This is a genomic window from Candidatus Poriferisodalis sp., assembly GCF_965204195.1.
Classification (GTDB): Bacteria; Actinomycetota; Acidimicrobiia; order Acidimicrobiales; family Poriferisodalaceae; genus Poriferisodalis.
Window position 1 is genome coordinate 889834 of sequence record NZ_OZ241975.1, and the last position, 25886, is coordinate 915719.

A 25886-nucleotide genomic window follows, 5' to 3' on the forward strand; every position below is an offset into this window, starting at 1 on the left:
GCCCGCCGACGCTAACCACAGGCGGGGGTGACTGTCGCGTGGCGCGCCCAACTGTTGTACTTGGGACATGGCAGGTGGGATCGCGAGCGAGAAGCCTCCTTCACCAGCGCAGCACGCTTGGTCGCCCGCGGCGTTGACCATCGCGGGTGCGGATTCCTCCGGTGGAGCCGGACTCGCGGCGGACTTGCGGGCATTCGCGGCATCCGGCGTGCACGGGGCATTCGCACTGACGCTGGTGTCGGCACAGAACACAGCCGAATTCCGGGCCGCGCAGCCCGTGGACGCCGAGTTGGTGACAGAACAGATTCACGCAGTGCTCGACGACATGCCCATTGCCGCTTCCAAGACGGGCCTGCTGCTCACCGCAGAGACCGTCGCGGCCGTGGCATCGATAGCCGGTCGCCGGCTCCCCCAGTTGGTGGTGGATCCAGTGCTGGTCGACGGCGCTGGCGAGCCCATGCTCAGCGCAGAGGCCGAGCGATCCGTTGCGACGCGTCTGCTGCCGAGCGCCCGAGTCGTGACACCCAACCACCTCGAGGCAGGTCGCCTGGTGGGGAGAGACTTGGGCGACGAGGTCGAAGCGTGGATCGAAGCGGCCCACGAGATCGCAGCCACGGGTCCGGAGGCCGTGATTATCACCGGCGGCCGGCTTCAAGCCGGTGAGACGATCACCGACGTGGTGGTCCGGGGCGGCAGCGTCCGGCTGCTCTCGGCGCTGCGCATCGAGACCCGCAACGTCCGGGGGTCAGGCGACATCTTCTCGGCAGCCATCTGTGCCGAGCTGGCAAAGGGCGCGGACGTGGACTCAGCGATTGACCGAGCCCACGATCTCACGGCACGCGCCATCTCGGCCGGCGCAGATCGCCTGCTGGGCAGCGGCCGCGGACCGGTCGACCCGCTCGCCCTCTGAGACCAGAGGCTGGGCCGGCCTGCGGGCTGCTGCATACACTTCAAGCGCCGCAGGTGACGTTGGCGCTGAACGCACCTCGGCACTGATGAGACTGCGAATCTCAGGAGGCCCCGGGTGACACGCGAGCGCTGGCAAGCAGAGTTCGAGGCCACCCCGGCGCGCGACGCCGACTTCGAGACGATGAGCGGCCTTGAGCTGGAGCCGCTCTACGCGCCCGACGACGGCGAACCCGGCGCCGAAGTCGGCTGGCCCGGCCAGTATCCCTATACGCGCGGCGTGCACGCCAGCGGCTATCGCGGCCGTTTGTGGACGATGCGCATGTTCGCAGGCTTCGGAACGCCCGAAGACACCAACAAGCGCTTCCACGAGATCCTCGAAGCAGGCGGGGGCGGGTTGTCGACTGCGTTCGACATGCCCACGCTCATGGGCCTCGACTCCGATGATGTCATGTCGTTGGGCGAGGTCGGCCGCTGCGGTGTCGCCGTCGACTCGATCGAGGACATGGCGACGCTGTACGACGGCATCGACCTCGAAGCGACCACCACGTCCATGACCATCAACGCACCGGCGGCCACGATCTGGGCGATGTTCGTCGCGAACGCCGAAGAGCACGGCGCGGACCGCCGCAACCTCGGCGGCACCCTGCAGAACGACATCCTCAAGGAGTACCAAGCCCAGAAGGAATGGGTGTACCCGCCGCGGCCATCGATGCGCCTCGTCGCCGACACCATCGAGTTCGCCACCGAGGAGATGCCCCGGTGGAACTCGGTATCCATCAGCGGCTACCACATCCGCGAGGCAGGTTCGACAGCGGCACAGGAGCTCGCCTTCACCCTGGCCAACGGATTCGCGTACGTCGAGGCTGCTGCCCAGCGGGGACTGTCCACCGACGAATTCGCGCCCCGCCTGAGCTTCTTCTTCAACGCCCACATCGACTTCTTTGAAGAGATCGCCAAGTACCGGGCAGCCCGCCGCATCTGGGCTCGCTGGATGCGTGACCGCTACGGCGCTACCAACGAGCGCTCGATGATGCTGCGGTTCCACACCCAGACAGCGGGCGTCTCGCTGACGGCCCAGCAGCCTGAGATCAACATCGCTCGCACGGCCATCGAAGCGCTCGCCGGTGTGCTCGGAGGCACGCAGAGCCTGCACACCAACTCGATGGACGAGGCCTTGGCGCTGCCGACCGACAAGGCCGCTCGGATCGCCCTGCGGACACAGCAGATCATCGCCCACGAGACCGGCGCGGCGAACGTCATCGATCCCCTCGGCGGCAGCTGGTTCATCGAGGAACTCACCGACAAGCTCGAAGCTGAAGCTGAGGAGATGTTCGCTCACATCGACGCGGCCGGTGACGGCTCGATGCTTGAGGGAGCATTCCGCTTGATCGACGAGGGCTGGTACCAGTCCGGCATCGCCGATGCGGCATATGAGTTCGAGAAGAAGGTGAATGCGGGCCGCCGGGTGGTGGTGGGCGCCAGTGCCTTCACCGAGGGCAGCGAAGACGACGAGATCGACTTGCTGAAGATCACCAACGACGACGAGCAGCGCCAGATCAAGCGCCTGGCCCAGGTGCGGGCCGACCGGAGCCAGGCCGCCGTCGACGAAGCGCTGATGTCGCTTCGCCGGGCGGCGGAGACCGACGCCAACCTCATGCCGCACCTCATTGACACCGTGCGAACCCGGGCCACCGTGGGCGAGGTGACCAACGCCTTGGCCGACGTTTTCGGGCGATACACCGAGCGGCCCTTCATCTGATCGGCATCCGAATTCGCGTGCAGCGCAAGGCTCTGCAGAGGACACGGATGACCTGTGATTTTGCCGGCTGTGAGAAGTACAGGTTGCGGTATGCCGTTGGGCTATTGTCCCGTCATTCCTAGCCGGAGGCCCTCAACTTGACCAGACCGCTCGCGCCGGAGACAGCCTGTGCGCGGGGGCGGTGGACAGGTATGCATCGCATTGTCCGATGGGGCTGGATCACTGTTTCGGCGTTGCTGACGGCGACGGTGCTCGCGGCCTGCGGCGGCGGTACAGACCAGTCGCAGGTGGAGCGCGAAGTGCAGGATTACTTGCAGAGCGTGGTCGCACCCGCCGAGATCGCCGACATCGACTGCCCCGAGGATGCGCCGATCAGGCCGGGTTCGACCTTCCTGTGCGACGGCCTCGTGGAGGGGGCGTTCTATGAGGCGCAGGTGACGATCATCGACGAACAGGGCCGGCGCGAGATCCGACCGCGCCAGGCCGTAATGCAGACCAATGCCACCGAGACCGCGCTTGGCGCCGAAGCGGCAGCTGCATTGGGATTCGGTGTCCAAGCCAATTGCGGCGACGACCAGTACCTGGTGGTGTCGGTCGGCCACACGTTCCTATGCACGCTCGAACGCTCCGATACCGGGGCGACACAGGACATCGAGGTCGAGGTCCAGAACGAGATCGGTGCCATCGAGTGGAGGCTGAAGGGCTAGGCCCAGCGCATGCCACGTCACCGTTATGACGCGATGGGCAACCTGCGCCCGCTGCGCCAGCGCCAGCCGGGGCTGTGGTGGACCGCAGTCCTTGTGGTTGCTGCGATGCTGCTGACTGGTTTCGCTGCAATCGCTTCCGTGCTCTAGTCACCTGTGCGCATCGACAGACGCGCCGTTAGGCGCGCACATCGACCACAGTGCGCCCTTGCACTTCGCCCGCCAGGATCTTCGGCCCCAGTGCAGCCAGATCGCCGAGACCGACCGTTGTGGCCATCGATGCCAGCAGATCCCGATCCACCAGCTCGTCCAGCCGTTGCCATGCCGCTGCGCGCGGCTCGTAGGGGCACATCACCGAATCGATGCCGAGCAGGTTCACACCGCGCAGCAGGAAGGGAATGACCGTCGTGTCGAGCCCGTTGCCCCCGGCGAGGCCACACGCCGCCACGCTCGACCCGTATGACATCTGGGTCAGTACGTTCGCCAGCGTGGTCCCCCCGACGGCGTCCACGCAGCCGCCGAATCGTTCACTGCCGAGCGGCCGCCCCGGCGGCTCAGACAACTCCGCCCGGTCGATGATCTCCGAAGCGCCGAGGTTGCGCAGGTAGTCGGCGGTCTGCGGCCTGCCAGTGGAGGCAGCAACCTCGTGACCAGCTGCTGACAGCAGGTGCACTGCCACGCTGCCGACCCCACCGGCGGCACCGGTCACCAGTACCGGACCCGATCCGATGCCGTGGTCTTCCAGCGCTTGGGCCGCCAGCATCGAGGTGAACCCTGCCGTGCCGATGGTCATCGCGTCGAACGTCGACAGCCCGTCGGGCAGTCGCACCAGCCAGTCGCCGCTCACGCGTGCCCGCTCCGCGTAGCCGCCCCAGTGGGTCTCGCCGACTCGCCAGCCGGTCAGCACGACCCGATCGCCTGGAGCGAAGCGGCTGTCGTCGGATGACTCGACGACGCCTGCGAAGTCGATGCCTCCTACGTGCGGGTACGTGCGCACAAGGCGCCCGATCCCGCCCAGGATCATCCCGTCCTTGTAGTTGAGCGTGCTGTACTCCACGGCCACGGTGACATTGCCGTCCGGCAGCTGGCTGTCGTCGATGTCGGCCAGCTCGGCCGATACGGCTCGGTCCTGTTCGTGCAGCATCAATGCGCGGAAGGCCATGAAGATCCCCTTTGTTGCGGGCTGCCCTCGACCTGAGAGGTCCAGCGAGCGCGCGGGACACTACCGCCAGGCTGCGGGGCAACGCCTTTCGCAGCCGCCCACGGACCCGCAGGGCGTCGTCAGTAGGCTGCCGATATGGCCCTGAGCGACCCGATGGCTCCCGCTGACGCAGTGCGCGAATCGATGATGGAGACGCGGCGCGAGACCTTTGACGTCACGCCGGCCGCACTCGAGAAGGTGGTTGAACTGCGCGACAGCGAAGTCGACGGCGACCAGCTGGCGCTTCGCATTGAGGTGACGGGCGCCCAAGGCGTCGACTACACCTACGACCTCGCCTTCGAGCTGCTGGCCGAGGCCGACGCTGCCGACGTGCCGTTCGCAGTCGGAGGCGGCCTGACCGTGCTGATTCCCGATCGCGACGTCGGAAAGCTCGACGGCGCCTCGCTGGACCTGCCGTCCAACCCGAACCAGCCGGGCCTGGTGCTGCGCAACCCGAACCGCCCCGACCTCGGCCCCAATGCCCAGCTCGACCTCGACGGGTCGGTGGAGGACAACGTCCGCGAGGTGCTCACCAAGCGGATCAACCCCTCGATTGCCGCTCACGGCGGGTTCGCCGAGCTGGTGTCGGTGGAGGGCGACACGGTTGTCGTCAAGCTGGGCGGCGGCTGCCAGGGCTGCGGCATGGCGAACGCCACCGTCACCGCCGGCATCGAGCGCACGCTGCGAGAGCTGATCCCTGAAGTCGAGCGGGTCGTCGACCTCACCGACCACGCCTCGGGCGAGAACCCCTACTTCACTTAGCGGCTGAGCCGAACGGCGAAGCCCTGGCCCGAGCGTCGGAGGTTCTGGCTGTGGGCGTGATCCTCACCGATCAGGGCGAGATCGAAGCACCCGCACGGGCGCTGATCATCGTGGCCCATCCCGACGATATCGACTTCGGCATGGCGGGCACGGTTGCCGCGCTGACATCTGCCGGGTGCCACGTGGCGTACTGCCTGGCGACGAGCGGGGAAGCCGGCGACGACGACATGTCGCACACCCCCGAGGAGCTGGCCGCAATGCGGCAGGCCGAGCAGACTGCTGCGGCAGCGAAGGTGGGTGTGAGCGAGTTGCACTGGCTCGGCCATCCCGATGGCATGGTCGTGGCCGACTTGGGATTGCGGCGTGACATCGCGCGCGTGATCCGGATCGTCCGTCCCGATGCCGTGCTGTGCCAGACCACGATCCCCAACTGGGACCACATCTACATCTCCCACCCGGACCACTTGGCCACTGCTACTGCTGCGATGGCCGCTGTGTACCCCGACTCCCGCAATCCGCGGGCATTCCCGGAACTCCTGGACGAGGGTCACCAGCCCCACAACGTCAGCGAGATCTGGCTGATCGGCACCGAGCCCAACCGCTGGATCGACATCACCGACAACTTTGGCCGCAAGGTCGAAGCGCTTCGTGCACATCGCAGCCAGACCGCGGAGATGGACGATCTCGAAGGCCGTCTGCGCGAATGGGCTGCCGATACCGCGGCCGCGGGCAGCCTTCCCAGCGGTCGGCTCGCCGAGGCCTACCGCGTCGTGCCCGCGGGCTAGGCGACACGGACGCTCCACGCCGTAGGCTCCTGCGCTGGCCGGTGTGCGCCGGGGACAGCCGACCGGACCGCTTCAGGGCCGACGGCGGCGACGATTGCAACCGCAGCGACGGGAGAACCGACAATGGGACGAGGGATCATTGCGTACGGGGCGTACGTGCCGTATTGGCGGCTGGACCGCTCCAAGATCACTGCGGCGATGGGCTCCGGCGGCGGCCGCGGTCACCGAGCCGTGGCCAGTTACGACGAGGACACCACCACGATGGGTGTCGAGGCCGCGCGCAATGCGCTGCGCAGAAGCGACATCGTGCCCGACTCTGTGCTGTTCTCGACGGCTAATCCCGCTTACATGGACAAGACGAACGCTTCTGCCATCCACGCTGCGCTGGATCTGCCCCAATCGTCCTGGGCGGTCGATGCCGGAGGAGCGCCGCGTTCGTCGGAGGCCATTTGGGCACTCGCTGCGGCCAACCGGGGCACCAACCTGGCGGTGGCTTCAGATCTGCGCACCGGTCGCCCGACCAGTGGCGACGAGGCAGGCGGCGGCGACGGCGCAGCCGCCTTCGTCTTCGGCGACGACGCTGTGTCTCCGGTGCTGTGCGAGTGGCTCGGCGGGGCGGTTGCCACCGCTGAGTTCACCGACCGCTACCGCCAGCCGGGCGATGCGTACTCGCGCATCTGGGAGGAGCGGTTCGGCGAGCAGGTGTACCTGCCCCTTGCGAACGACGCCATCGAGCGAGCGCTGGCCGACGCCGGTGTCGGCCTCGACGGCATCGACAAGATCGCCATCGTGGGCCTGCACGCCCGTGCGGTGCGCGGCCTGTCCCGGGTCGCAGGCGACAAGCTGGTCCCGGACTTGACCGGTGAGATCGGCAACACCGGCACGGCGCATGCGGCGATCGTGCTCGCAGCCGTGCTCGACGAGGCGGCGCCGGGCGAGACGATCCTGCTGGTCCATCTCGCCGACGGCGCCACGGCCGATGTGCTGCGGACCACCGACGCCATTGCCGACCACGCGCCATACGCGCCGGTGCGCGCCCAGATCGATCGGGGCAACGACGCGCTCGACTACAACAAGTTCCTGACGTGGCGCGGCTTCCTCGACCGTGAGCCGCCGCGCCGGCCGGACCCAGAGCGTCCCGGTGCGCCGCCCGCATTCCGCTCCGAAGACTGGAAGTACGCGTTCGTCGGCTCACGCGACCGCAGCTCGGGCGCCATCCATCTGCCGCCGATGCGCGTGTCGATGGAAGGCGGTGCTGTCGACGACATGGAGCGCGTCCGCATGGCCGATGTGCCCGCCACGATCGCCACCTTCACGGTGGACCGGCTGGCGTTCTCGCTGTCGCCGCCCATGGTTGCCGTAGTCATCGACTATGACGGCGGCGGGCGCTTCCAGGCCGAGATGACCGATGTCGACCCCGACGAGGTGCGCATCGGCGACCGCGTCGAGATGACGTTCCGTCGCCTGTACAGCGCGGAGGGAATCCACAACTACTTCTGGAAGGCTCGCCCGGCTGCGAGCTGACGCAGCAAAGCTCGCGCTGCGGCAGCAGCGGCAGGCAAGCACAGTCTGCGGGAGCAGCGGCAGGCAAGCACAGTCTGCGGGAGCAGCGGCAGGCAAGCACAGTGGTCAGCGGCCATAATGTCAATACCCAACCCACCACAAGGCAGGCACACATGAGTTCACATGGCATTCGCGACAAGGTCGCGATCGTCGGAATGGGTTGCACCCAGTTCGGCGAGCACTGGGATCGCAGCGTCGATGACATGCTCACCGACGCCGCACACGACGCGTACGCATCGGCGGGCGTCACTCAGGACGACATCGACGCCTTCTGGCTCGGCACGATGGGTTCGGGCGTTTCCGGCCTGACACTGTCGAAGCCGCTGCAGCTCGACTACAAGCCGGTGACCCGGCTCGAGAACATGTGCGCCACCGGTTCTGAGGCATTCCGCAACGCTGCTTACGCAGTGGCTTCGGGCGCCTATGACATGGTCATGGCGATCGGCGTGGAGAAGCTGAAGGACTCCGGCTACTCGGGTCTGACAGGCGCCCGCCCACCCAGCGACGGCACAGATTCCACCATCACTGCACCGGCCACATTCAGCCTGCTGGCACCGGCCTACGCCCACAAGTACGGGCTCGACGAGGACACCATGAAGGAAGTCCTCACCCGGATCGCCTGGAAGAACCACCGCAACGGTTCGCTGAATCCCCGAGCGCAGTTCCGCAAGGAAGTCGCCAAGGAGACCATCGCCGGCTCGCCGCTGATCGCTGGTCCGCTGGGCATCTTCGACTGCTCGGGCGTCAGCGACGGCTCGGCCGCTGCAGTCCTGGTACGGGCTGAGGACGCCCACAAGTACTGCGACAACCCGCTGTACATCAAGGCCCTCAGCTTTGCGTCCGGTCCTGCGACCGGGGCGCTGGACAGCACCTACGACTACACGACCTTCCGTGAGGTCGTAGCGTCCGCGACCGAGGCCTACAAGCAGGCCGGCATCACCGACCCGCGCTCGCAGATCGCGATGGCCGAGGTGCACGACTGCTTCACGCCCACCGAGCTGGTCCTGATGGAGGACCTTGGCTTTGCCGAGCGTGGCCTGGGCTGGAAGGAAGCCATGGCCGGCACGTTCGACCTCGACGGCGACCTCCCGGTCAACCCCGACGGCGGTCTGAAGAGCTTCGGCCACCCGATCGGTGCATCCGGCCTGCGGATGCTCTTCGAGTGCTGGCTGCAGCTGCGCGGTCAGGCCCCGCCGGAGCGGCAGATCCCCTCGGTGACCGAGCAGGGCAAGACGCTGGGGCTCACGCACAACCTGGGCGGGCAGCCTGGGGCGGCGGTGAGCTTCGTCTCGGTCGTTGGTTCCGAGCTGGGCTAGCCCTCGCGGTATCTGATGCCCGCAGCATTGCTGCGGCGCAGGAACAATCCAACGCTTGACGGCCCGGGGCATCTGCTCCGGGCCGTTGCGCGGGTGCCCGGGGTCCGAGGGGGCGGGCGCACCCATGCTCAGACAAGCGCAGCGCCGCCCGTTGCGAGGTGGATGGGCTGTGGCGCTGCGAACTGCGCGTGGGTACCCCCACCCCCTCACACCCCTCGCGCTCTCGGTCGCTAGGGCGTGATGCGGGCGAGGGTCTTGCGGACCGAGGCAGCGATGCCGACTGCGTCGAGGCCGAGTTCGGCGTGCAGTTCGGCGGCCGTTCCGTGGGGGAGGTAGGCGTCGGGGGTGCCGAGTTGGGTGATGCGTGGGACGGCCGGGGCGTCGAGTTGTTGGAGCGCATCGTTGACGAGGCTGCCGAAGCCGCCCACGCGCACACCGTCCTCCACGGTCACCACCAGCGGGTGCGCGGCGGCGTCCAGCAGCATGGCGCGATCGAGCGGCTTCAGGACTCTCGGGTCCCACAGCGAGACTTCGACGCCGTCGGCACTGAGCAGTTCGGCGGCTTCGATCGCTGCGTTGAATGTCTGGCCGGCGGCCAGGATGCAGGCGTCGGGGCCTGACCGGTGTTGGCGGGCCTGTGCGCGCATGTCGTCTGTCGAGACTTCCGGTTGCTCAGCCGTTCCGGCCACCGGGCCTTTGCCGCGGGGCCATCGGATTGCTACGGGGCCGTCGGTGATCTCGAGGGCTTGGGCGAACGCTGCTGGCAGCTCGTCGGGCCCCGACGGGGCGAACACGGTCATGCCGGGGATGCGCGTGAACATGGCAATGTCGTACAGGCCGTGGTGGGATGCGCCGTCAGGCCCGGTGATGCCGGCGCGGTCCACGCAGAGGATGACCGGCAGACGGTGCAGGCCGATGTCGTAGAGCGCCTGATCGAAGGCCCGGGCCAGGAACGTCGAGTACACCGCCACGACTGGTCGGAGGCCGGCTCGTGCCATGCCGGCGGCCGATGTGAGCGCATGCTGCTCGGCGATGCCCACGTCATAGAAACGATCGGGAAACTCCCGCTGGAAGGGCAGCAACCCGGTGGAGCCGGGCATGGCGGCCGTAATCGCGACGATGTCACGGTCGCGTCGTGCTGCCGCGATGAGCGTCTCGGTGAAGACGGCCGTGTAGTCGCGCTCCTGAGGCACAGACGGCGCGACCTGGCGAGCCGGTTCTTTAGGCACAGTCGGCTCGACTTGGCTGAGCGCTGGGGCACTGCCCGTGGCGGGGTCGAAGAGGCCGATGTCGTGCAGGTGCTTCTCGGTGTCGTGCTCGGCCGGGGCGTAGCCGCGCCCCTTCTGTGTCACGACGTGGACGACGATGGGACCGTCTGCGTAGGCGGCGGCGTCGCGGAAGGCCGATTCCATGGCCGAGATGTCGTGCCCGTCGACTGGGCCGACGTAGCGCACGCCGAGCGTTTCGAAGAACGCCGGTGGCTCCCACATCTCGCGCATCGCGGCAGCGGCGCTGTCGAGGCTCCGGCGCACGCCGTCGCCCAGCGGCACTCGCTCGAGCAGGTGGTCGACTGCCCGGCGGCCCTGCACGTAATGGGGCGACTGGCGCAGGCGCGACATCACCGTGGACAGCCGGCTGACGGTTGGGGCGTAGGAGCGCCCGTTGTCGTTGAGCACGATCAATGCCCGCTGGGCGTAGTGGCCGAGGTTGTTCAGTGCTTCGAACGCCATCCCGCCGGTCATGGAGCCGTCGCCGATGACCGCGACGACTCGCCGGTGCTCGTGACCGGTGAGCTGGAATCCGGTGGCGAGCCCAGATGCCCAGCTCAGTGATGTGGAAGCGTGACTGTTCTCGACGACATCGTGGGGCGATTCAGACGTGCTGGGATACCCCGACAGGCCGTGCCGCTGGCGCAGCTTCTCGAAGCCGTCCCGCCGACCGGTGATGAGCTTGTGCACGTAGGCCTGATGGCCGGTGTCCCAGATGATGACGTCGCGTGGCGATTCGAATACCCGGTGCAACGCAACGCTGAGCTCGACCGCGCCGAGATTCGAACCGAGATGCCCGCCGGTCTGCGAGACAGCCTGCACCACAAATTCGCGGATCTCCGCACAGAGCTCATCGAGCTGAGACGGGCTGAGCGCTCGCAGGTCAGCCGGGCTGGTGAGCTTGGCGAGGTGCATTCGCGGCCCAAGGGTACTCAGCTACCAGCAGACACTTCGGCGGGCACCTTGCTGCGGTTGCGACGGCCGCCGAACGCCAGCGCTGGGGCTCCGGTCAGGCTGACAAGCAGCGTCAGCGCATACATCAGCAGGCCCAGCAGCACAGCTTCTCCCTCGTTGACACCATGGGCATCGAGGAACAGCACGAGCGCTCCCTCACGTACTCCGAGACCGCCGATGGCACTCAGATTCTGAACGATCAACACCATCGGCGCGAAGGCCAGCCAGGCTCGAAGACCTGGATTCACACCGATCGCGGCCCCCGCCAAAGCCGTCGCTACTACGAGCAGGAATTGATACGCCAATCCGACCGTGAGCAGTCGGCCCGCTGCCCCCGGATGTCGTCGGAACACGCTCAGACCCGTGTGCACCGCGCCGAGCGCTTCCCTGATTCGGGTGCCGCCCGCAAGTCGGCCAAGTCCGCGGGGATGTTCTGCCACCCAGACGATGAGTGCGAGCACCACCAGCGTCCCCAGCGCGAGCCCGCCCGCGATCTGGCCTCCGGAGTGTGTCAGCAGGCTCGGTTGCGAGATCAGCGCCGCCAAGGTGAGCAGCGGCAGGACGACCCAGCCCGTCAGGCGTTCGATGATGACTGTGGCGAAGGCGTTGGCCTGGCTGCCGCAGATGCGAGCCAGCCGGTTGACGCGCAGCACGTCGCCGCCGATGGTGGTGGGCAGGAAGTTCCCGACGAACAGCGCAGCGAGATAGATGGACAGCGTCGAGCGGCCCGACACGCGGACGTCGAGTGTGTCGGCCACCTGCCACCAACGCACCGCGGCCATGACGAACGCTGCCGCGATGACGAGGGCGGCGGCAGTCAGCCAGGCGGCCGCAGCGCTCTTGGATCCGACATCAAGCGCCGACAACTCGTCGCGACTGATGATGATCAGCAGGGCCAAGAGCCCTGCGCTCGCGCAGACGCGCAAGGCCGTAACAAGCCCGTGCGGGATGCGAGCCCGCCGCTGCGAAGGCGGGACTGGTGCTGTGGCGCCGCGCATCGCCGTCAGCCTGCCGAGCGGGAGTCACGCTCAGGCTGCCCTCCGCAGCGCTCGCCCAGCGCGTCGCCCTTGGGGGCACGGCGACGCACATCGGTTCCGAAGCGTTTCACGTGGCTTCGCACAATAGTGTGGCGACGGCGCGACCCACATACGGTCGTGCCGCGGATGCAAAACGTCTCCGCGCCGAATTCTGAGGTTCTTGGCAGCTCTATGACACGCACATCCGACACGACGGCCGCAGCAGAGATGACAGCAGAGCCGCTCGTTGACCTCGATGTCGTCGATGCGACCTTGCGGGCGGCACTGGACGCGGGCGGCGAGTGGGCAGAGCTGTTCGCCGAGGACCGGGAATCGGCCAGCGTGGTCTTTGACGAAGGCCGGGTGGAGGAGATGAACTCGGGCCGCGACCGCGGTGTGGGCATCCGGGTCACCGCAGGTGAGGTCACGGGCTACGCGCACACGTCCGACCTGAGCGCCCACGGTTTGGCAGATGCCGCTCGTACGGCTGCCGCGGTGGCGACACGTCAGTCGCAGGGCGGCACGGTGGACATGATGTCGCTCGGGGGGGTCGCTCTCGCTGAGCCACGGGTCGCTGTGCTGCCGGCATCCATCGGCGCCGAACGCAAGGTGGCGTTGCTGCGTGCCGCAGATGATGCCGCCCGGTCCACCCACGAGGCCATCACCCAAGTGACTGCCCGTTATGGCGAGAGTCGCCGCCGGATCATGGTGGCCAACACGCATGGTGTCTGCGCCGCCGACGACCAGGTGCGGACGCTGTTCTCGGTGGGATGCGTCGCGAGCGGCGACGGCGGTTTGCAGACCGGCCGCGAGACCGTCGGGTACACGGTGGGCTGGGAACTGTTCGACGACCACGACCCCGCTGAGCTCGCCGAGCGTGCCGCGCAGCGCGCCGTAACGAAGCTCGCGGCTCGCCCCGCGCCGAGCGGCGAAGTGCCCGTGGTGATCGCTCGCGGCGGGGGCGGCGTGCTCTTTCACGAGGCCTGCGGTCACGGGCTCGAAGCCGATCTGGTGCGCAAGGGGGCGTCGGTGTTCGCCGGCCGGGTCGGCACCCAGGTGGCGGCCGGCGGGGTGACGCTGGTCGATGACGGCACGATGGGACCCGAGTGGGGTGCGCTCGCCATCGACGACGAAGGCCATCCCACCCAGCGCAACGAGCTGATCAGCGACGGCGTCCTCACCGACTACATGTGGGATTGGCTGCGCAGCCGCGATGACGGTCGGGTGCCGTCGGGCAATGGTCGGCGTCAGAGCTACACGCACCTGCCGATGGTCAGAATGACCAACACCTTCGTCACCAACGGCGACATCGACCCGGCCGACATCATTGCCGACACGCCGTGGGGCGTGTATGTGGCCCATCTCGGCGGCGGTCAGGTCAACACCGCCACCGGCGACTTCGTGTTCGGCATGACCGAGTCGTACCTCATTGAGGACGGCGTGATAACTGAACCGCTCCGGGAGGGAAACCTGATCGGCAACGGTCCCCAGGTGCTGCTCGACATCGATGCCCTCGGGAATGACTTCGCCATGGGGAGTCCCGGCACGTGCGGCAAGGATGGCCAAGGCGTGCCCGTCGGCGACGGCCAGCCCACGCTGCGCGTACGGGCACTCACGGTCGGAGGAACCGCCGCATGAGCGGCGGGGTGTGGCTGCGCGTGAGCGGCGGGGTGTGATCGCGCGTGAACGGACGGCGCCAGTACGACACTGACGAGCTTGCTCAGCTCGCGCGGCAGGTGTGCGAGCAGGCCCAGGGCAACGAGCAGATCGAGGTCTGCGTGTCGACGGGGCGCTCCACCACGGTGCGCGCCTACAACGGGGATGTCGAGTCGTTGCGCTCGGGCCACAGCGCCGCAATCGGCGTGCGCGTCATCGACGACGGCCGTCAGGGTTTCGCGTCGGCTGGCTCGCTCGACGCCGACGTGGTCGCCGACACGCTCGCAGCCGCCCGGAGCAACGTGAGATTCGGCGAGCCTGATCCCCACCAGGCGCTTGCCGAGCCCGACGGTGTGGCCCCGCCGGGCCTCGATCTCAGCGACCCAGCAGTGCTTGGCGTGTCCGACGCCGACAAGATCGCGGCGGCCATCGACCTCGAACGCCGTTGCCTGGCAGCGGATCCCCGCATCTCGGGCGTGCGCGTCGCGGCCTGGAGCGACGGGTGGTCGCAGTCGGCGCTCGCGTCGAGCACCGGCATCAGCGTTCAGTCCGAGCACGGGAGCTGCTCGGTTGGTGCTCAACCGCTGGCCACCGACGGCGACGAGACGCAGATCGGCTACGCCGGCGACGCCGCATGGCGGCCCGATGAGCTTGACATCGACCGTGTGGTCACAGAGTCGACATCGCAGGCCACCGGTCAGCTCGGTGCGACGAAGCCGCCGAGCGAACGTGTCACCGTTGTGCTGGCCCCGCCGGTCGCTGCAGCGTTCATCGGTGTGGTCGCGAGTGTGCTCGCCGCTGACAGCGTGCTCAAGGGTCGCTCGCCGTTCGCTGATCGCGTCGGCGAGCAGATTGCCGACGAGCGGCTCCACCTCGTCGACGACCCCACCGACCCGACGACGCTCGGAGCCGCGAATTTCGACGGTGAGGGGCTTGCAGCACGCCGCAACGCGCTGATCTCAGCCGGTGTGCTGAGTGGTTTCCTGCACAACGCGTACACAGCACGTCGATCAGACACGGCGTCCACAGGCTCGGCAGTGCGCGGTACGCGGTCCATTCCTGGCGTCGGCACCCACGCACCCGTCGTCGCCGCCGGCGACATCGCCGCCGGCGACCTGCACGCGTCGGTCGGTGACGGTGTGCTGGTGCGCGGTGTCAGCGGCTTGCACAGCGGCGTCAACCCCACCAGCGGAGACTTCTCGGTGGGAGCCTGGGGACACCGGATCGCGGGCGGCCAGCTCGCTGAACCGTTCCGTGAGGCGACAATCGCTTCCACCCTGCAACGGATGCTGCTCGGGATCTGCGGCATCGGCGCGACGGCCGAGCCACTTGCTGGGGGGATGTCAATGCCGCCGCTGGTTGTTGCCGACATAGCGCTCTCGGGGGTGTGAGCGATGCCGCGCCCGCCCGCACCAGCAGCCGTCGAACGGCATCCGCACCTGGCCGACAGCTGCCCGGCGGGCTGGGTACGCGTCGACTTCCACACCCACACCATGTGGTCCGGTGACTCGACGACGACACCCGAAGAATTTGCGCAGTGCCTGTCCGAATGCGGCATCGACGTGGTGTGCATCACCGACCACAACGCGGTGCGAGGTGCCCAGCAGCTGCAAGGCGAGCTGGATGCCCGCGTCGTGATCGGCGAGGAGATGAAGACCCACGCCGGGGAGATCATCGGGTTGTTCCTGACCGAACGCGTGCCGCAGGGCTTGGCGCCGGTCGCGGCCGCACAGGCGGTGAAGTCCCAAGGCGGGCTCGTCTACATCCCGCACCCGTTCGACCCGCTCCGCAACAATTTGCGTCACGACGTGCTCGACGAACTGGTCGGCGAGGGCCTGGTCGATGGCATCGAGGTGATCAACTCAAAGACGAGCCTGTCCAGCCTCAACTCGCGTGCATCTCGCTATGCCAGTGAGCACGGCCTGGCGCCGGGTGCAGGCAGCGATGCTCACGTCGCCGAGGCGCTCGGCGGCGCCTACTTGGAGATGCCCGACTTCAGCGACGACGATCCCGCCGGCTTTCTGGCATCGATGCGCCAAGGCTGGGCCGTCGGCCATCACTACGATCCACCACGTCGCTGGAAGCCGCGCATCGTTCCTTCGGTGGGGAGCGACGACTGAGAGGCTGAGCCGAGTGCCGGACCCTGCCGTCGCGATCCTGCTTGGCCTGCTGCAAGGACTGACGGAGTTCTTCCCCGTCTCGTCGAGTGCCCATCTTGAGGTAGCCCCGTGGCTGGCCGGCTGGGATCTCTTCGACGGTGACAACGAGCTAGAGAACGCCTTCGATGTCGCGTTGCACGTCGGCACGCTCGCCGGGGCGGCGCTGTACCTGCGTGCCGACATCGCCCGCTATGCCACCGCGCTCTGGCGCGGCATCCGCGGACGTGCCGAAAGCGACACCTTGATCGCGGTGAGCTTGGCGACCTCGGCGATCCCCGCAGCCGTGGCAGGCGTCGCCCTGGAAGATCGCCTGCTCGATCTCGCCGAGCAGCCGCTGCTGATCGCAGCGCTGCTGGCCGCCTTCGGCTGGCTGCTGTGGCGATCCGACGTTGCGGCGCACGCACGAGGCGCGCAGCGGTCCCAGGATTCCTACCGGATGCGGGATGCCCTCGGCATGGGCCTCGCACAAGCAACAGCGCTGCTTCCGGGCGTCAGCCGATCAGGAGTGACCATCACCGCAGGTCGGTGGCTTGGCTTCGACCGAACTGCAGCGGCGCGGCTGGCCTTTCTCATGAGCCTGCCGCTCATCGCGGGGGCAGGCGTGTATCGCTTCGCAACACTCGGTGATGCTGCGCCCACTGGTGCAGAGCTGCAGCTGTTCATGGTGGGGGGCCTTGCCGCAGCAGTGTCGTCATGGGCGGGCGTTGCTGCCATGGTGTGGCTGCTGGACCGGATCGGCCGTCGTCCGCAGCGCAGTCCGTTCGCGCTGTTCGCTGGCTACCGCCTGGCTCTCGCAGCCGCCGTGGCCGTGGTGGCCATCAGCGGCCTGCGCTGAGCACCACGGGCACCACGACGCCTGTGGCGCTGGCTCGTGCCACCGAGTCGAGGTGGATCGGCTCGATCTCGACAAGCCATCGATCCCGGGACGCGGCGAGGACGAAGGCCGGCACCCGAGCGGCATCTGTGTCGCTGGCGGCGGGATCGAACGGATCGATATCGGCGAACAGCATCAGCTCGACGGGGGTGCCGGGCTTCACATCGGGCGCATGGGGCACGACGCTGATGCCGATGCCCCGGCGTCCCGGGCTCACCCCTGATGCGGGGTGGAAATCGAGCTCGGTGAGCAAGGCGCCCTGCGGGACTGCCCTAGTCAGCTCACCGAGGCCGAACGCGCTGGTGAGCGCCCCGGCGGGCACGAGATGGGCCGGTACCTCGACGAGATCGACGTGCTCGGTCGGTGAGCTTCCCACTGCCAGCGATGTCTGCGCGGCCAGCACTCGCACCGAGGTTCCCCAGGCGACCGCCGCCGAACGCGCTCGGCCGGCCGTCCCTGCGACTAACAGGAGCGCCACGAGCGCGACCACACCGACCGCGGCCCAGTGCACCACGTTGGGGCGCCGCCGCCAGAGGTCGCTGAGCTGTGAGATGAACGCCATGAGAGCCTCCGTCGCGAAGCCATCGCAGCGGCTGGGCCGCTGCGGGCTTGTCTCGATGCTGGAGGCGTCAGCCTGACGCCGAGGCGGCCCCGACGGCGGAGCTCGACGTGTCTTTCGACGCTTTCGACGAGCTGCTGTCCGATGAGGCCGATTCCTTGCTTGCCGAATCGCTTGTGGTGCTTGAGTTCGATGAGTCCGACGAGTCGTTGCTAGGAGCCTTCGACGTGCTCCGGCCCTCGGACCTGCTGTCGTTGCGGTAGAAGCCGCTGCCCTTGAAGCTGATCCCGACGTTGGAGAACACCTTGCGGACCTCGCCGCCGCACACCGGCACTGACCCGTTGAGCGCTGCGCCGCCTGCTGGCAGCGGGCACACCGTGATCGGGTCGTCGGAGAAGCTCTGGTAACGCTCGAACATCTGCCCGCAGACGGTGCAGCGATACTCGTAGGTCGGCATGAAGTCCCGTCCGGTGTCCCCTGGGGCCAGTCGCTCTGGTCACCGCAGTACCCGAGCCGCCGAGCAGTGTAGCCTTGGGCCGCAGCGGGCAGCCTCGAATTCCCGGTCGTTAGTCGTCATTCCGTTCACGCCCTAGGTTCTGGCACCGTGCTCGCCTCGGACTTGACAGACCGGTACGGCATCGACATAGCGGCGGCCCAGACGCTGGTGGCATACGGCTTCGAGCCCGAAACGTTCGACGGCCTGCGCAACCGGCTGACCGCTCGACAGGCGTCAACACCGGGCCGCACCGGTGCCAACTGGGTGAGCGGGAGCATTGAGCCCCCGCAGCACGATGACCTGGTGCCGCTGCCCCCGTCGGGCTCCGTTGAACGCGAGCAGCTCGCTCGCGCCGGCCGCGAAGCGATCAGCGGTGGGCAGGTGGGCGTCTTGCTCTTGGCCGGGGGCATGGCCACTCGCTTCGGGGGCGGAGTGAAAGCGCTGGCCGAGGCACTCCCGGGCCTGACTTTTGCGGCCGCAAAGCTGGCCGACCTGCGCCACGTCGCCGGTGAGCTGGGGTGCACCGTTCCCTTGTGGCTGATGACCAGCTTCCAGTCCGATGGCGTGCTGCGCGACTGGGCGGCTGCGGCGGCGACGCCCGACGTTCCCATCGGAATCGCCCCTCAAGGCGTCTCGATGCGCCTTACACCCGCCGGTGACGTGTTCCGCGACGCCGACGGCGCCGTGTCGCTGCACGCACCGGGGCATGGGGACGCGCCATGGGCGCTGCAGCGGAGCGGTTTGCTGAGCCGGTTCGCCCAAGGCGGCGGGCGCTGCCTCTTCGTCACCAACGTCGACAACGTTGCAGCAACACTGGACCCGGCGGTGATCGGCGCACACCTTGCCGGAACGAGACCGCTCACCTGCGAAGTTGTCGGGGGTGGGGCTTCTGGCGGTTCTCCGTGGCGCGTGGACGGGCGGCTGCAGATCGTGGAGTCGTTTCGCCTGCCACCTGGCGTCGACCCGCTGGCGCCTGGCGCCGTGAATACGAACTCCCTCGTCGCCGATGTCGAGGTGTTCGCTGCTGATTGGCCGCTCACCTGGTTCGAGGTGCGCAAGCAGGTCGATGGTGTCGAGGTGGTGCAGTTCGAGCGACTGATCGGCGAGCTGTCGGCATTTGCGGACACCACGATGCTGCTCGTTGAGCGCGATGGGCCCGACGGACGCTTCCAGCCGGTCAAGGATCCGGCGGAGCTTGAGGCGCGCCGCCCCGAGATCGCCCGGATCCTCTCGGGACGAGGCATCGAGATCGCCAACTGAGGTGCACTCGCTCCCAGATCGCCGTGCCCAGTACATTGCGTCCGATGTTGCCGCTGGAGACCGTGCGTGAATTCGTCCTCGATCGATGCCCCGCGCGCCCGCCGGTATCGGTGCCGGTTGCCGACGCGCTGGGCTTGGTGACAGCCAGCGAGATCATCTCGTCTGAAGCCATACCGCAATTCGCCAACACAGCCATGGACGGATTCGCTGTCCGGTCTGTCGACGTGGTCGATGCGCCATGCGAACTGCGGGTTGTCGAGACGATTGCCGCGGGACATGCCCCCCAAGTGGCGGTGGGGCCAGGCGAGGCCAGCCGCATCATGACGGGCGCGATCATCCCGCCGGGCGCCGATGCGGTGGTCATGGTGGAGCGCACCAGCATCGTGCCGGACGGTTCCGGAGACAGCGCCGCCGAGACCGTGCGTGTCGAGGCGAGCGTTCCGCCGGGCAATCATGTGCGGCCGGTGGGCGACGATCTGCACGCTGGCGCCCACGTGTTCGGCTCCGGCACGGAACTCACCGCGGGACATCTCGGCGTGCTGTGCAGCCTCGGGATGACTGAAGTGAAGGTGTTCCCGCGGCTGCGGGTGGGCGTGTTGTCGACGGGCGATGAGCTCGTCGACGACGGCAGCCCGCTCCGGCCCGGTCAGATCCGCGATTCGAACCGTCGAACTCTGCTGGCCTTGGCGCACCGAGCCGATGTGGTCCCGGTCGACCTGGGCTTGGCTCCCGACGACCCCGACCGGATCGAAGCCGCTATCGCGACCGGTATCGACACCTGCGATGCCATGGTCACCTCCGGCGGCGTCAGCATGGGCGACTTCGACTATGTGAAGGCTGTGCTCGATCGCGTCGGCGACATGCGCTGGATGCAGGTGGCCATCAAGCCGGCGAAACCGCTGGCGTTCGGCACGGTGGGCGATGTGCCGGTTTTCGGCCTGCCAGGAAATCCTGTCTCGTCGATGGTGTCGTTCGAGCTGTTCGCCCGGCCGGGCCTGCGTTCGATGATGGGCCATGCCGATCCCGTCCGGCCGACGGTTACGGCCACGGCCGCGGAAGACCTGCCGCGGCGCGCCGACGGCAAGACGCACTTCATGCGAGTGCTGGCGACGCCCACCGACGGCGGCGTTGAAGTGCGCTCCGCCGGCGGGCAGGGTTCGCACATGCTGTGGGCGATGGCGAAGGCCAATGCGCTGGCGGTGGTGCCCGACGGCGATGGGGTGCGCGCCGGCGGCCCGGTCGACGTGCTGCTGCTCGACTGAGCAGCCCCCGCGCTGCTGGGTACGCTCAGGCCAATGAATGGCGCAGCAGGTGTCGTTGCTCCGGCCCAAGCGACCGATCTCATCGATCCGTTCGGCCGCATCGTGGGCGATCTGCGCATCTCGGTCACCGACCGGTGCAACTTCCGCTGCCAGTACTGCATGCCCGCCGAAGGCATGACGTGGCTGCCGCGCTCGGAGATCCTGAGCTTTGAGGAGATCGAGCGCTTCGCCAAGGTGTGCGTGGAGCGTTTCGGCTTTGAGAGCATCCGCCTGACGGGCGGCGAGCCCCTGGTGCGTGCACATCTGCCGCGTTTGGTCGAGCGTCTCGCCGGGCTGGGCGTCGACGTTGCACTGACCACCAACGGTGCCACGCTGCGCCTGCACGCCGAGCCGCTGGCCTCGGCCGGTTTGTCGCGCATCAACATCAGCCTCGATTCACTGCAGCGCGACCGGTTCCTGGAGCTGACCCGCCGCGACGAGCTGGACCGGGTGCTCGACGGCATCGACGCGGCCATCGACGCCGGGCTCGCGCCGGTGAAGATCAACACGGTCATGATGCGAGGGATCAACGACGACGAAGTGGTGGACTTCGCTCGGTTCGGCCGTGAGCGGGGCGTCGAGGTCCGCTTCATCGAGTTCATGCCGCTCGAAGCCGGCGATGTCTGGAACTCAGATGTGGTGGTGCCCGCCGACGAGATCCTGGCGGCAATCTCCGCCGAGTTTCCGACCGAGCCTGTCGTGCGCGCCAACGAGCCCGCCGAGCGCTACCGCTATCTCGACGGCGGCGGTCAGGTCGGCGTCATCGCCAGCGTCACCAAGCCGTTCTGCGGGAACTGCGACCGGGTGCGGCTCACCGCCGAGGGCCAGTTCCGCACGTGTCTGTTCGCGCTCGACGAGTTCGACATGCGGTCGATCCTGCGCGGCGGCGCAACGGGCGCTGAGCTCGACGATCTGCTGGCCACCGCAGTCCGCGATGCTGTCGGCACGAAGTGGGCCGGTCACTCGATCGGTCAGGTCAACTTCATCAAACCCAAACGGACGATGAGTCAGATCGGCGGCTAGGGAGCCGCCGATCCATCGGACACAGGGGCGGCTAGGGAGCCGCCGATCCATCGGACACAGAGGCGGCTAGGGGCCGCCGATCCATCAAACACAGAGGCGGCTAGGACATGACCGAGTCACCCTTCACCCACTTGGACCCGCTCGGCCGGGCACGCATGGTCGATGTGACACCGAAGGAGGCATCCCACCGCCGGGCGATCGCTCGCTGCCGTGTGCACATGGCAGCAGAGACAGCGTCGCTGGTCGCCCGCGGTGCGATCGCAAAGGGGGACGTCATCGCGGTTGCACGGGTGGCAGGCATCCAGGCGGCCAAGCGCGCGCCGGATCTCATCCCGCTCTGTCACCCCCTGCTCGTCGGTGCGGTGTATGTGAACTTCGAGATCGCCGATACGTGGATCGAGATCGAGGCCCAGGTCGAGACAGTGGACCGAACCGGCGTCGAGATGGAGGCGATGACGGCATGCTCGGTCGCCGCGCTCACGATCTACGACATGTGCAAATCGGCCGACCGGTCCATGGTCATCGGCGATCTCACCTTGTGGGAGAAGACGGGCGGCAAATCGGGCACGTACCGCCGCGACGTGGCAACCTAGGCGAGCAGGCCCGCCGGCGAGGCAGGTGATGCGTGACACAACTGGTCTTGGTGCTGTTGGCGGTCATTTGGATCGTGGTGCTCGCACCGGATGTCGCTCGCCTGTTTCAACCTCGCCGGAGGGTGACATCTTCGGTCGATCAATTCCGCCAGCAGCTCGATTCGCTCGGCCGATCTGCGCCGGCCGCAGCGCAGATCTCCCAGGGGCACGCACGCAAACGCGTCGGTGATCCTCAGCGACGGTGGACGAGCCCGTCCACGTCGATGCCGGCCAATCCAGCGCAGGCTGCAACGCGTCGGCGCGATATCGGCACGCTGCTGGTGCTGTGCACACTGGTGACGCTTGCAGGCGTACTCGTCACAGGATCGCGCTGGGCGCTTGCCGCGTGTGCGCTGATGCTCGTGGCTTCCTTGGCATTCGCCATGCTCGTAGTGCGACGGCACCGCGCAGCGCCGACCGCCGAGGTGCACTACCTGCCGCTTCGTGGTCCGGCCAGCACGTCGACGGTGAGTCTCGTTCGCCGTCAGGCGAACCAATAGGCACCGCGCCGTCAGGCGAACCAATAGGCACAGCGCCGCACGGCTAACGAGTAGGCACAGCGCCGGCGGTATATTCGGCGGTCGCCCACCTCGGGGGTGTAGCTCAGTTGGTAGAGCGCTTCGGTCGCATCGAAGAGGCCAGGGGTTCGATTCCCCTCACCTCCACAGCTCCAGAGGTTGAGCCGAATGGCGAAGCCGTGGCCCGAGCGGCCCGTGAGCGAAGCGAACAAGAGCGGGAGACAATGCGTGGCGCAACAGCTAGTTCCGCCAATCCGCGCACGTCCGTAGCAACGAGCCCATGAATCCGGCCTTCTATCTCGCAGCGATTGCCGTGCCGTCGATGGCGATTGCGCTCTGCCAGTCGATGCACACCGGCTTGCCGCGTCTGCGGCGGGCACCCAGCGACGGAGTCTTCATCGGCGGCCGCTACCGGAATGTCGCCGTCAACGGCGGCGTTGCTCTCGCTACATACGTCGCCGGCATCGTGCTGTTGGGCGGGTACCTGATCGACGCCGGCCGCACCTCGCGGTGGTACGCGCCGATACTGGTCCTGCTGCTGTACGACTTCGGCTACTACTGGCTCCATCGCGCGCTGCACTGGCGATCGCTGATGCGCAGGGTCCACTGGGTGCACCATCGAACGTTGCACCCGACGGCCGTCGATTCGCTGTACCTGCACCCACTGGAAACCGTTGCGGGCCTGGTGGTGCTGCTGGCCAGCATGGCGGCGGTCGGTCCGCTCGGGGCGGGGGCGTTTGTGGCGACGGCGATCTTGCACTCCATCGTCAATGTGCTCGTGCACGCAAACCTGAGCATTCCGGCGCGGCTCGCGTGGCTCACGAATCATTGGTCGGCACGGCACGATGCGCACCACAGCAGCAGCGGCAACTTTGGCACCATCACACCGCTGTGGGATTGGCTGTTCGGCACTTCTGCCCGAACTCAGCACGCGTGAATCGTCCCGACCCGGCCGCAGGTCCCGTGCTCGTCACCGGCGGGTGCGGCTTCATCGGCTCAGCAGTCGTGCGTGCGTTTGCAGATGCCGGCCGGGAAGTGCGTGTGGTCAATTCGCGTTGCCGTCCGTTCCGGGACGATGTGCTGTTCATGGATCTCGACATCAGGGACGCAGCGAGACTCGCCGAGGCGTGCAACGGGGTGGAGACGGTGGTCCACTGCGCCTCGGTCGTGCAGACGCGCAATACGGCCCAGGACGAGATGTGGGAGGTGAACCATGGCGGGACGCGCAACGTCCTGGAGGCGTGCCGGCATGGCCGCGTGCGCAAGCTGGTTCACATCAGCTCTGCAAGCGTCGTGTACGAGGGCCGCGACCTCGAAGCTGGCGACGAAGAGCTGCCGTATGCCACGGCGTCGTTGAGTGCATACGCAGACAGCAAGATCGCAGCCGAGCAAGACGTCCTGGAATTCGCTGCCGAGGGGAGCACCAGCGCGTGCGCACTCCGGCCGCACTTGGTGTTCGGCCCCGGCGACACACGATTCCTGCCCAACATCTTGCGGCGGGCCGACGGCGCCGGCATTCGGGAGGTGGGGACGCGCAGCAAGCTCTCCGACTTCGTCTACATCGACAACGTCGTGGACGCCGTCGTGGCTGCAGAGGCCCAGCTGGAGCCAGGCACCCCGGTCTGCGGCCAGGCGTACTTCGTGACCAACGGCGAACCGATCGCCTTCTTCGAGTTCGTCGAGCGACTGCTCACGGCGATGGGCTACCCACCCGTGCGCAAGCGCGTGCCGTACTGGCTCGCATATGCCGGTGCCGGCCTGGTGGAGGCGTTCCACTCGGTTGCGCGGACCGGCGGAACCTCAGAGGACGGGCTGTCCAGGTTCGCCGTCCGGTACCTGAACACGCACCATTACTTCCGCATCGACAAGGCCAGACGTGACCTGCACTGGCGACCCCGGAAGGCACTCGAAGAGGGAATACAGCAGACTGCGGCAGCCGCAACTCGGTGAACTCCACGCGGGGCTGTTGGCCAGCTAGCGTGTCGGTCTGATGGTTGAACCTCATCTTGACATGAACCTGCCGAAGCGCGGAACGAGGCATCTGGCCAGGTTCCTTGCCGCTGGCGCCGCCTCAGTGCTTCTGCTCGCGAGCTGTGCGTCCAGAGACGCTGCCGATTCCGAGACCGAGGCGCCGCCAGCAGATCCGGTGCCGGTGCAGGAAACCCAGGACGTCGACTTGCTGGAGACGGTGCGGTCGCGGGGTGTTCTCAACTGCGGTGTGTACGGCGCTGCGGTGGCGTTCTCCGAGACGCAGCCGGACGGCAGCACGACCGGGTTCGATGCCGACTACTGCCGGGCTCTGGCCATCGTGATGCTCGGCGATGCAGATGCAGTCAACTTCGTGCCGCTCACCTCCGCGGAGCGGTTCACGGCACTGCAGACCGGCGTCATCGATGTGCTGGTGCGCAACACGACATGGACACAGAGCCGCGACGGCGACCTGGGGTTCGACTTCGCACCTGTCACCTTCTACGACGGCCAACAGCTCATGGGGCGCACCGGCGACGGGTTCAACGCCGCGTCCACCGTGGCTGACATCGCCGGCGCGACCGTCTGCGCCACCGCGGGCACCACCACCGAGAAGAACATTGCTGACGCTGCCGACGCAGCCGGCGTGGAGATCAAGCTGGCGACGTTCGAGGATCTCGACATCATCACCGACAGCTTCATCAACGGCTCGTGCGATCTGATGACGACTGACGGATCAGGGCTGGTGGGCCGCAAAGCCAAGCAGGAGGGCGATCAGGAATGGGTGATCTTCCCCGCGGCGCCGTTCTCCAAGGAACCGCTGGCCCCGGTGTACCTGCCCAATCAGTCGACGTTCGGCGACATCGTCAACTGGACGGTCTACGCCACGATCATCTTCGACGAGAAGGGCATCACCTCGGCCAACGTCGATGACCTGCTGGGCAGCGGCACACTCGATGCCGAGGCGGTGCGGCTGCTCGGAGGTGAGGGCGAGCTGCAGTCCAAGATGGGCTTGGCGCCAGATGCGTTCTACGAAGTGGTCCGCCAGATCGGCAACTATGACGAGATCTACACCCGCAACCTCGAACCTGTCGGATTGCAGCGGGCTGGCACGCCTAATGCGCGCTGGACCGAGGGCGGCCTGATCTACGCCCCGCCAGCGCGCTGAACCACCGCTGGCAGATCTTTCCGCCGACAGCGTGA

General features: G+C 67.6%; 25 protein-coding genes and 1 tRNA gene. 21 read left to right on the forward strand and 5 right to left on the reverse strand.

Annotated features, from left to right (window positions below; all coding sequences use genetic code 11):
- The first annotated feature begins 67 nt into the window (after positions 1-67).
- The 4 genes from thiD to ACOGI8_RS03970 all read left to right on the forward strand — a co-directional run bounded on the left by thiD (position 68) and on the right by ACOGI8_RS03970 (position 3522).
- Positions 68-910, forward strand: coding sequence for a bifunctional hydroxymethylpyrimidine kinase/phosphomethylpyrimidine kinase (gene thiD, locus ACOGI8_RS03955; RefSeq protein ID WP_419855594.1), 843 nt, complete (start codon positions 68-70; stop codon positions 908-910).
- Between the two features lie 114 nt (positions 911-1024).
- Positions 1025-2668: an acyl-CoA mutase large subunit family protein gene (locus ACOGI8_RS03960; RefSeq protein WP_419855595.1), complete on the forward strand. Its 1644-nt coding sequence runs from the start codon at positions 1025-1027 to the stop codon at positions 2666-2668.
- A gap of 191 nt (positions 2669-2859) precedes the next feature.
- Complete coding sequence (locus tag ACOGI8_RS03965; protein WP_419855596.1) at positions 2860-3375, forward strand: DUF4333 domain-containing protein; 516 nt, start codon at positions 2860-2862, stop codon at positions 3373-3375.
- Positions 3376-3384: 9 nt separating this feature from the next.
- Positions 3385-3522 (forward strand): hypothetical protein, encoded by a 138-nt coding sequence (locus ACOGI8_RS03970; RefSeq protein ID WP_419855597.1) that lies wholly within the window; start codon positions 3385-3387, stop codon positions 3520-3522.
- Between the two features lie 28 nt (positions 3523-3550).
- On the opposite strand, the gene ACOGI8_RS03975 is transcribed toward ACOGI8_RS03970, so the two are convergent.
- Entirely contained in the window at positions 3551-4534 is a 984-nt protein-coding gene (locus ACOGI8_RS03975; RefSeq protein WP_419855598.1) for an MDR family oxidoreductase, read from the reverse strand.
- A gap of 135 nt (positions 4535-4669) precedes the next feature.
- Here ACOGI8_RS03975 and ACOGI8_RS03980 point away from each other — a divergent pair, with 135 nt between their 5' ends.
- From ACOGI8_RS03980 to ACOGI8_RS03995, 4 genes are all read left to right on the forward strand, one after another.
- Positions 4670-5335 carry a NifU family protein gene (locus tag ACOGI8_RS03980; protein ID WP_419855599.1) on the forward strand — a complete coding sequence of 222 codons (666 nt, stop codon included), beginning with the start codon at positions 4670-4672 and terminating at the stop codon, positions 5333-5335.
- A gap of 50 nt (positions 5336-5385) precedes the next feature.
- Positions 5386-6120 carry a PIG-L deacetylase family protein gene (locus tag ACOGI8_RS03985; protein WP_419855600.1) on the forward strand — a complete coding sequence of 245 codons (735 nt, stop codon included), beginning with the start codon at positions 5386-5388 and terminating at the stop codon, positions 6118-6120.
- 123 nt (positions 6121-6243) lie between these two features.
- Positions 6244-7644 (forward strand): OB-fold domain-containing protein, encoded by a 1401-nt coding sequence (locus ACOGI8_RS03990; protein WP_419855601.1) that lies wholly within the window; start codon positions 6244-6246, stop codon positions 7642-7644.
- A gap of 152 nt (positions 7645-7796) precedes the next feature.
- Positions 7797-8999: an acetyl-CoA acetyltransferase gene (locus ACOGI8_RS03995; RefSeq protein ID WP_323671987.1), complete on the forward strand. Its 1203-nt coding sequence runs from the start codon at positions 7797-7799 to the stop codon at positions 8997-8999.
- A gap of 230 nt (positions 9000-9229) precedes the next feature.
- On the opposite strand, the gene dxs is transcribed toward ACOGI8_RS03995, so the two are convergent.
- Both dxs and ACOGI8_RS04005 read right to left on the reverse strand, forming a co-directional pair.
- Positions 9230-11182, reverse strand: coding sequence for a 1-deoxy-D-xylulose-5-phosphate synthase (gene dxs, locus ACOGI8_RS04000; protein ID WP_419855602.1), 1953 nt, complete (start codon positions 11180-11182; stop codon positions 9230-9232).
- Between the two features lie 17 nt (positions 11183-11199).
- On the reverse strand, positions 11200-12219 hold the full coding sequence (locus tag ACOGI8_RS04005) for a lysylphosphatidylglycerol synthase transmembrane domain-containing protein (protein WP_419855603.1): 1020 nt from the start codon (positions 12217-12219) through the stop codon (positions 11200-11202).
- Between the two features lie 210 nt (positions 12220-12429).
- On the opposite strand from ACOGI8_RS04005, the gene ACOGI8_RS04010 reads away from it, so the two are divergent.
- From ACOGI8_RS04010 to ACOGI8_RS04025, 4 genes are read left to right on the forward strand one after another with little or no spacing between them, the layout of a single operon-like run.
- Complete coding sequence (locus tag ACOGI8_RS04010; RefSeq protein ID WP_419855604.1) at positions 12430-13875, forward strand: TldD/PmbA family protein; 1446 nt, start codon at positions 12430-12432, stop codon at positions 13873-13875.
- 44 nt (positions 13876-13919) lie between these two features.
- Positions 13920-15284, forward strand: coding sequence for a TldD/PmbA family protein (locus ACOGI8_RS04015; RefSeq protein ID WP_419855605.1), 1365 nt, complete (start codon positions 13920-13922; stop codon positions 15282-15284).
- Positions 15285-15287: 3 nt separating this feature from the next.
- Entirely contained in the window at positions 15288-16013 is a 726-nt protein-coding gene (locus ACOGI8_RS04020; protein ID WP_419855606.1) for a PHP-associated domain-containing protein, read from the forward strand.
- Between the two features lie 13 nt (positions 16014-16026).
- Positions 16027-16887 carry an undecaprenyl-diphosphate phosphatase gene (locus tag ACOGI8_RS04025; protein WP_419855607.1) on the forward strand — a complete coding sequence of 287 codons (861 nt, stop codon included), beginning with the start codon at positions 16027-16029 and terminating at the stop codon, positions 16885-16887.
- Here ACOGI8_RS04025 and ACOGI8_RS04030 read toward each other — a convergent pair.
- Complete coding sequence (locus ACOGI8_RS04030) at positions 16871-17488, reverse strand: hypothetical protein (protein ID WP_419855608.1); 618 nt, start codon at positions 17486-17488, stop codon at positions 16871-16873. The two genes, ACOGI8_RS04025 and ACOGI8_RS04030, sit on opposite strands and share 17 nt — an antisense overlap.
- Positions 17489-17555: 67 nt before the next feature.
- Positions 17556-17942, reverse strand: a complete 387-nt coding sequence (locus tag ACOGI8_RS04035) for an FmdB family zinc ribbon protein (protein ID WP_419855609.1) — start codon at positions 17940-17942, stop codon at positions 17556-17558.
- A 147-nt stretch (positions 17943-18089) separates the two neighbouring features.
- On the opposite strand from ACOGI8_RS04035, the gene ACOGI8_RS04040 reads away from it, so the two are divergent.
- The 9 genes from ACOGI8_RS04040 (at position 18090) to ACOGI8_RS04080 (ending at position 25851) form a co-directional block, all read left to right on the forward strand.
- Entirely contained in the window at positions 18090-19241 is a 1152-nt protein-coding gene (locus tag ACOGI8_RS04040) for a UTP--glucose-1-phosphate uridylyltransferase (protein ID WP_419855610.1), read from the forward strand.
- A gap of 44 nt (positions 19242-19285) precedes the next feature.
- Entirely contained in the window at positions 19286-20503 is a 1218-nt protein-coding gene (gene glp, locus ACOGI8_RS04045; RefSeq protein ID WP_419855611.1) for a gephyrin-like molybdotransferase Glp, read from the forward strand.
- 33 nt (positions 20504-20536) lie between these two features.
- The gene (gene moaA, locus ACOGI8_RS04050; RefSeq protein ID WP_419855612.1) at positions 20537-21565 is read left to right on the forward strand and encodes a GTP 3',8-cyclase MoaA; all 1029 of its coding nucleotides are present in this window, start codon (positions 20537-20539) and stop codon (positions 21563-21565) included.
- 107 nt (positions 21566-21672) lie between these two features.
- Positions 21673-22158, forward strand: a complete 486-nt coding sequence (moaC, locus tag ACOGI8_RS04055; RefSeq protein WP_419855613.1) for a cyclic pyranopterin monophosphate synthase MoaC — start codon at positions 21673-21675, stop codon at positions 22156-22158.
- A 32-nt stretch (positions 22159-22190) separates the two neighbouring features.
- Positions 22191-22697, forward strand: a complete 507-nt coding sequence (locus tag ACOGI8_RS04060) for a hypothetical protein (RefSeq protein WP_419855614.1) — start codon at positions 22191-22193, stop codon at positions 22695-22697.
- A gap of 92 nt (positions 22698-22789) precedes the next feature.
- Positions 22790-22862 (forward strand) — tRNA-Ala (locus ACOGI8_RS04065).
- Positions 22863-22995: 133 nt separating this feature from the next.
- Positions 22996-23652: a sterol desaturase family protein gene (locus ACOGI8_RS04070; RefSeq protein ID WP_419855615.1), complete on the forward strand. Its 657-nt coding sequence runs from the start codon at positions 22996-22998 to the stop codon at positions 23650-23652.
- The gene (locus ACOGI8_RS04075; protein WP_419855616.1) at positions 23649-24665 is read left to right on the forward strand and encodes an NAD-dependent epimerase/dehydratase family protein; all 1017 of its coding nucleotides are present in this window, start codon (positions 23649-23651) and stop codon (positions 24663-24665) included. Before ACOGI8_RS04070 ends, ACOGI8_RS04075 begins: the two co-directional genes overlap by 4 nt.
- Positions 24666-24705: 40 nt before the next feature.
- On the forward strand, positions 24706-25851 hold the full coding sequence (locus ACOGI8_RS04080) for an amino acid ABC transporter substrate-binding protein (protein WP_419855617.1): 1146 nt from the start codon (positions 24706-24708) through the stop codon (positions 25849-25851).
- Positions 25852-25886: the final 35 nt, after the last annotated feature.

What these genes read in the sequence shown, in the direction of transcription:
- thiD (WP_419855594.1), top strand. Translation starts at nt 68, where the DNA reads ATGGCAGGTGGGATCGCGAGCGAGAAGCCTCCTTCACCAGCGCAGCAC.
- ACOGI8_RS03965 (WP_419855596.1), top strand. Translation starts at nt 2,860, where the DNA reads ATGCATCGCATTGTCCGATGGGGCTGGATCACTGTTTCGGCGTTGCTG.
- ACOGI8_RS03970 (WP_419855597.1), top strand. Translation starts at nt 3,385, where the DNA reads ATGCCACGTCACCGTTATGACGCGATGGGCAACCTGCGCCCGCTGCGC.
- ACOGI8_RS03975 (WP_419855598.1), bottom strand. Translation starts at nt 4,534, where the DNA reads ATGGCCTTCCGCGCATTGATGCTGCACGAACAGGACCGAGCCGTATCG.
- ACOGI8_RS03980 (WP_419855599.1), top strand. Translation starts at nt 4,670, where the DNA reads ATGGCCCTGAGCGACCCGATGGCTCCCGCTGACGCAGTGCGCGAATCG.
- ACOGI8_RS03990 (WP_419855601.1), top strand. Translation starts at nt 6,244, where the DNA reads ATGGGACGAGGGATCATTGCGTACGGGGCGTACGTGCCGTATTGGCGG.
- ACOGI8_RS03995 (WP_323671987.1), top strand. Translation starts at nt 7,797, where the DNA reads ATGAGTTCACATGGCATTCGCGACAAGGTCGCGATCGTCGGAATGGGT.
- dxs (WP_419855602.1), bottom strand. Translation starts at nt 11,182, where the DNA reads ATGCACCTCGCCAAGCTCACCAGCCCGGCTGACCTGCGAGCGCTCAGC.
- ACOGI8_RS04005 (WP_419855603.1), bottom strand. Translation starts at nt 12,219, where the DNA reads ATGCGCGGCGCCACAGCACCAGTCCCGCCTTCGCAGCGGCGGGCTCGC.
- ACOGI8_RS04010 (WP_419855604.1), top strand. Translation starts at nt 12,430, where the DNA reads ATGACACGCACATCCGACACGACGGCCGCAGCAGAGATGACAGCAGAG.
- ACOGI8_RS04020 (WP_419855606.1), top strand. Translation starts at nt 15,288, where the DNA reads ATGCCGCGCCCGCCCGCACCAGCAGCCGTCGAACGGCATCCGCACCTG.
- ACOGI8_RS04030 (WP_419855608.1), bottom strand. Translation starts at nt 17,488, where the DNA reads ATGGCGTTCATCTCACAGCTCAGCGACCTCTGGCGGCGGCGCCCCAAC.
- ACOGI8_RS04035 (WP_419855609.1), bottom strand. Translation starts at nt 17,942, where the DNA reads ATGCCGACCTACGAGTATCGCTGCACCGTCTGCGGGCAGATGTTCGAG.
- glp (WP_419855611.1), top strand. Translation starts at nt 19,286, where the DNA reads ATGTTGCCGCTGGAGACCGTGCGTGAATTCGTCCTCGATCGATGCCCC.
- moaA (WP_419855612.1), top strand. Translation starts at nt 20,537, where the DNA reads ATGAATGGCGCAGCAGGTGTCGTTGCTCCGGCCCAAGCGACCGATCTC.
- moaC (WP_419855613.1), top strand. Translation starts at nt 21,673, where the DNA reads ATGACCGAGTCACCCTTCACCCACTTGGACCCGCTCGGCCGGGCACGC.
- ACOGI8_RS04070 (WP_419855615.1), top strand. Translation starts at nt 22,996, where the DNA reads ATGAATCCGGCCTTCTATCTCGCAGCGATTGCCGTGCCGTCGATGGCG.
- ACOGI8_RS04080 (WP_419855617.1), top strand. Translation starts at nt 24,706, where the DNA reads ATGGTTGAACCTCATCTTGACATGAACCTGCCGAAGCGCGGAACGAGG.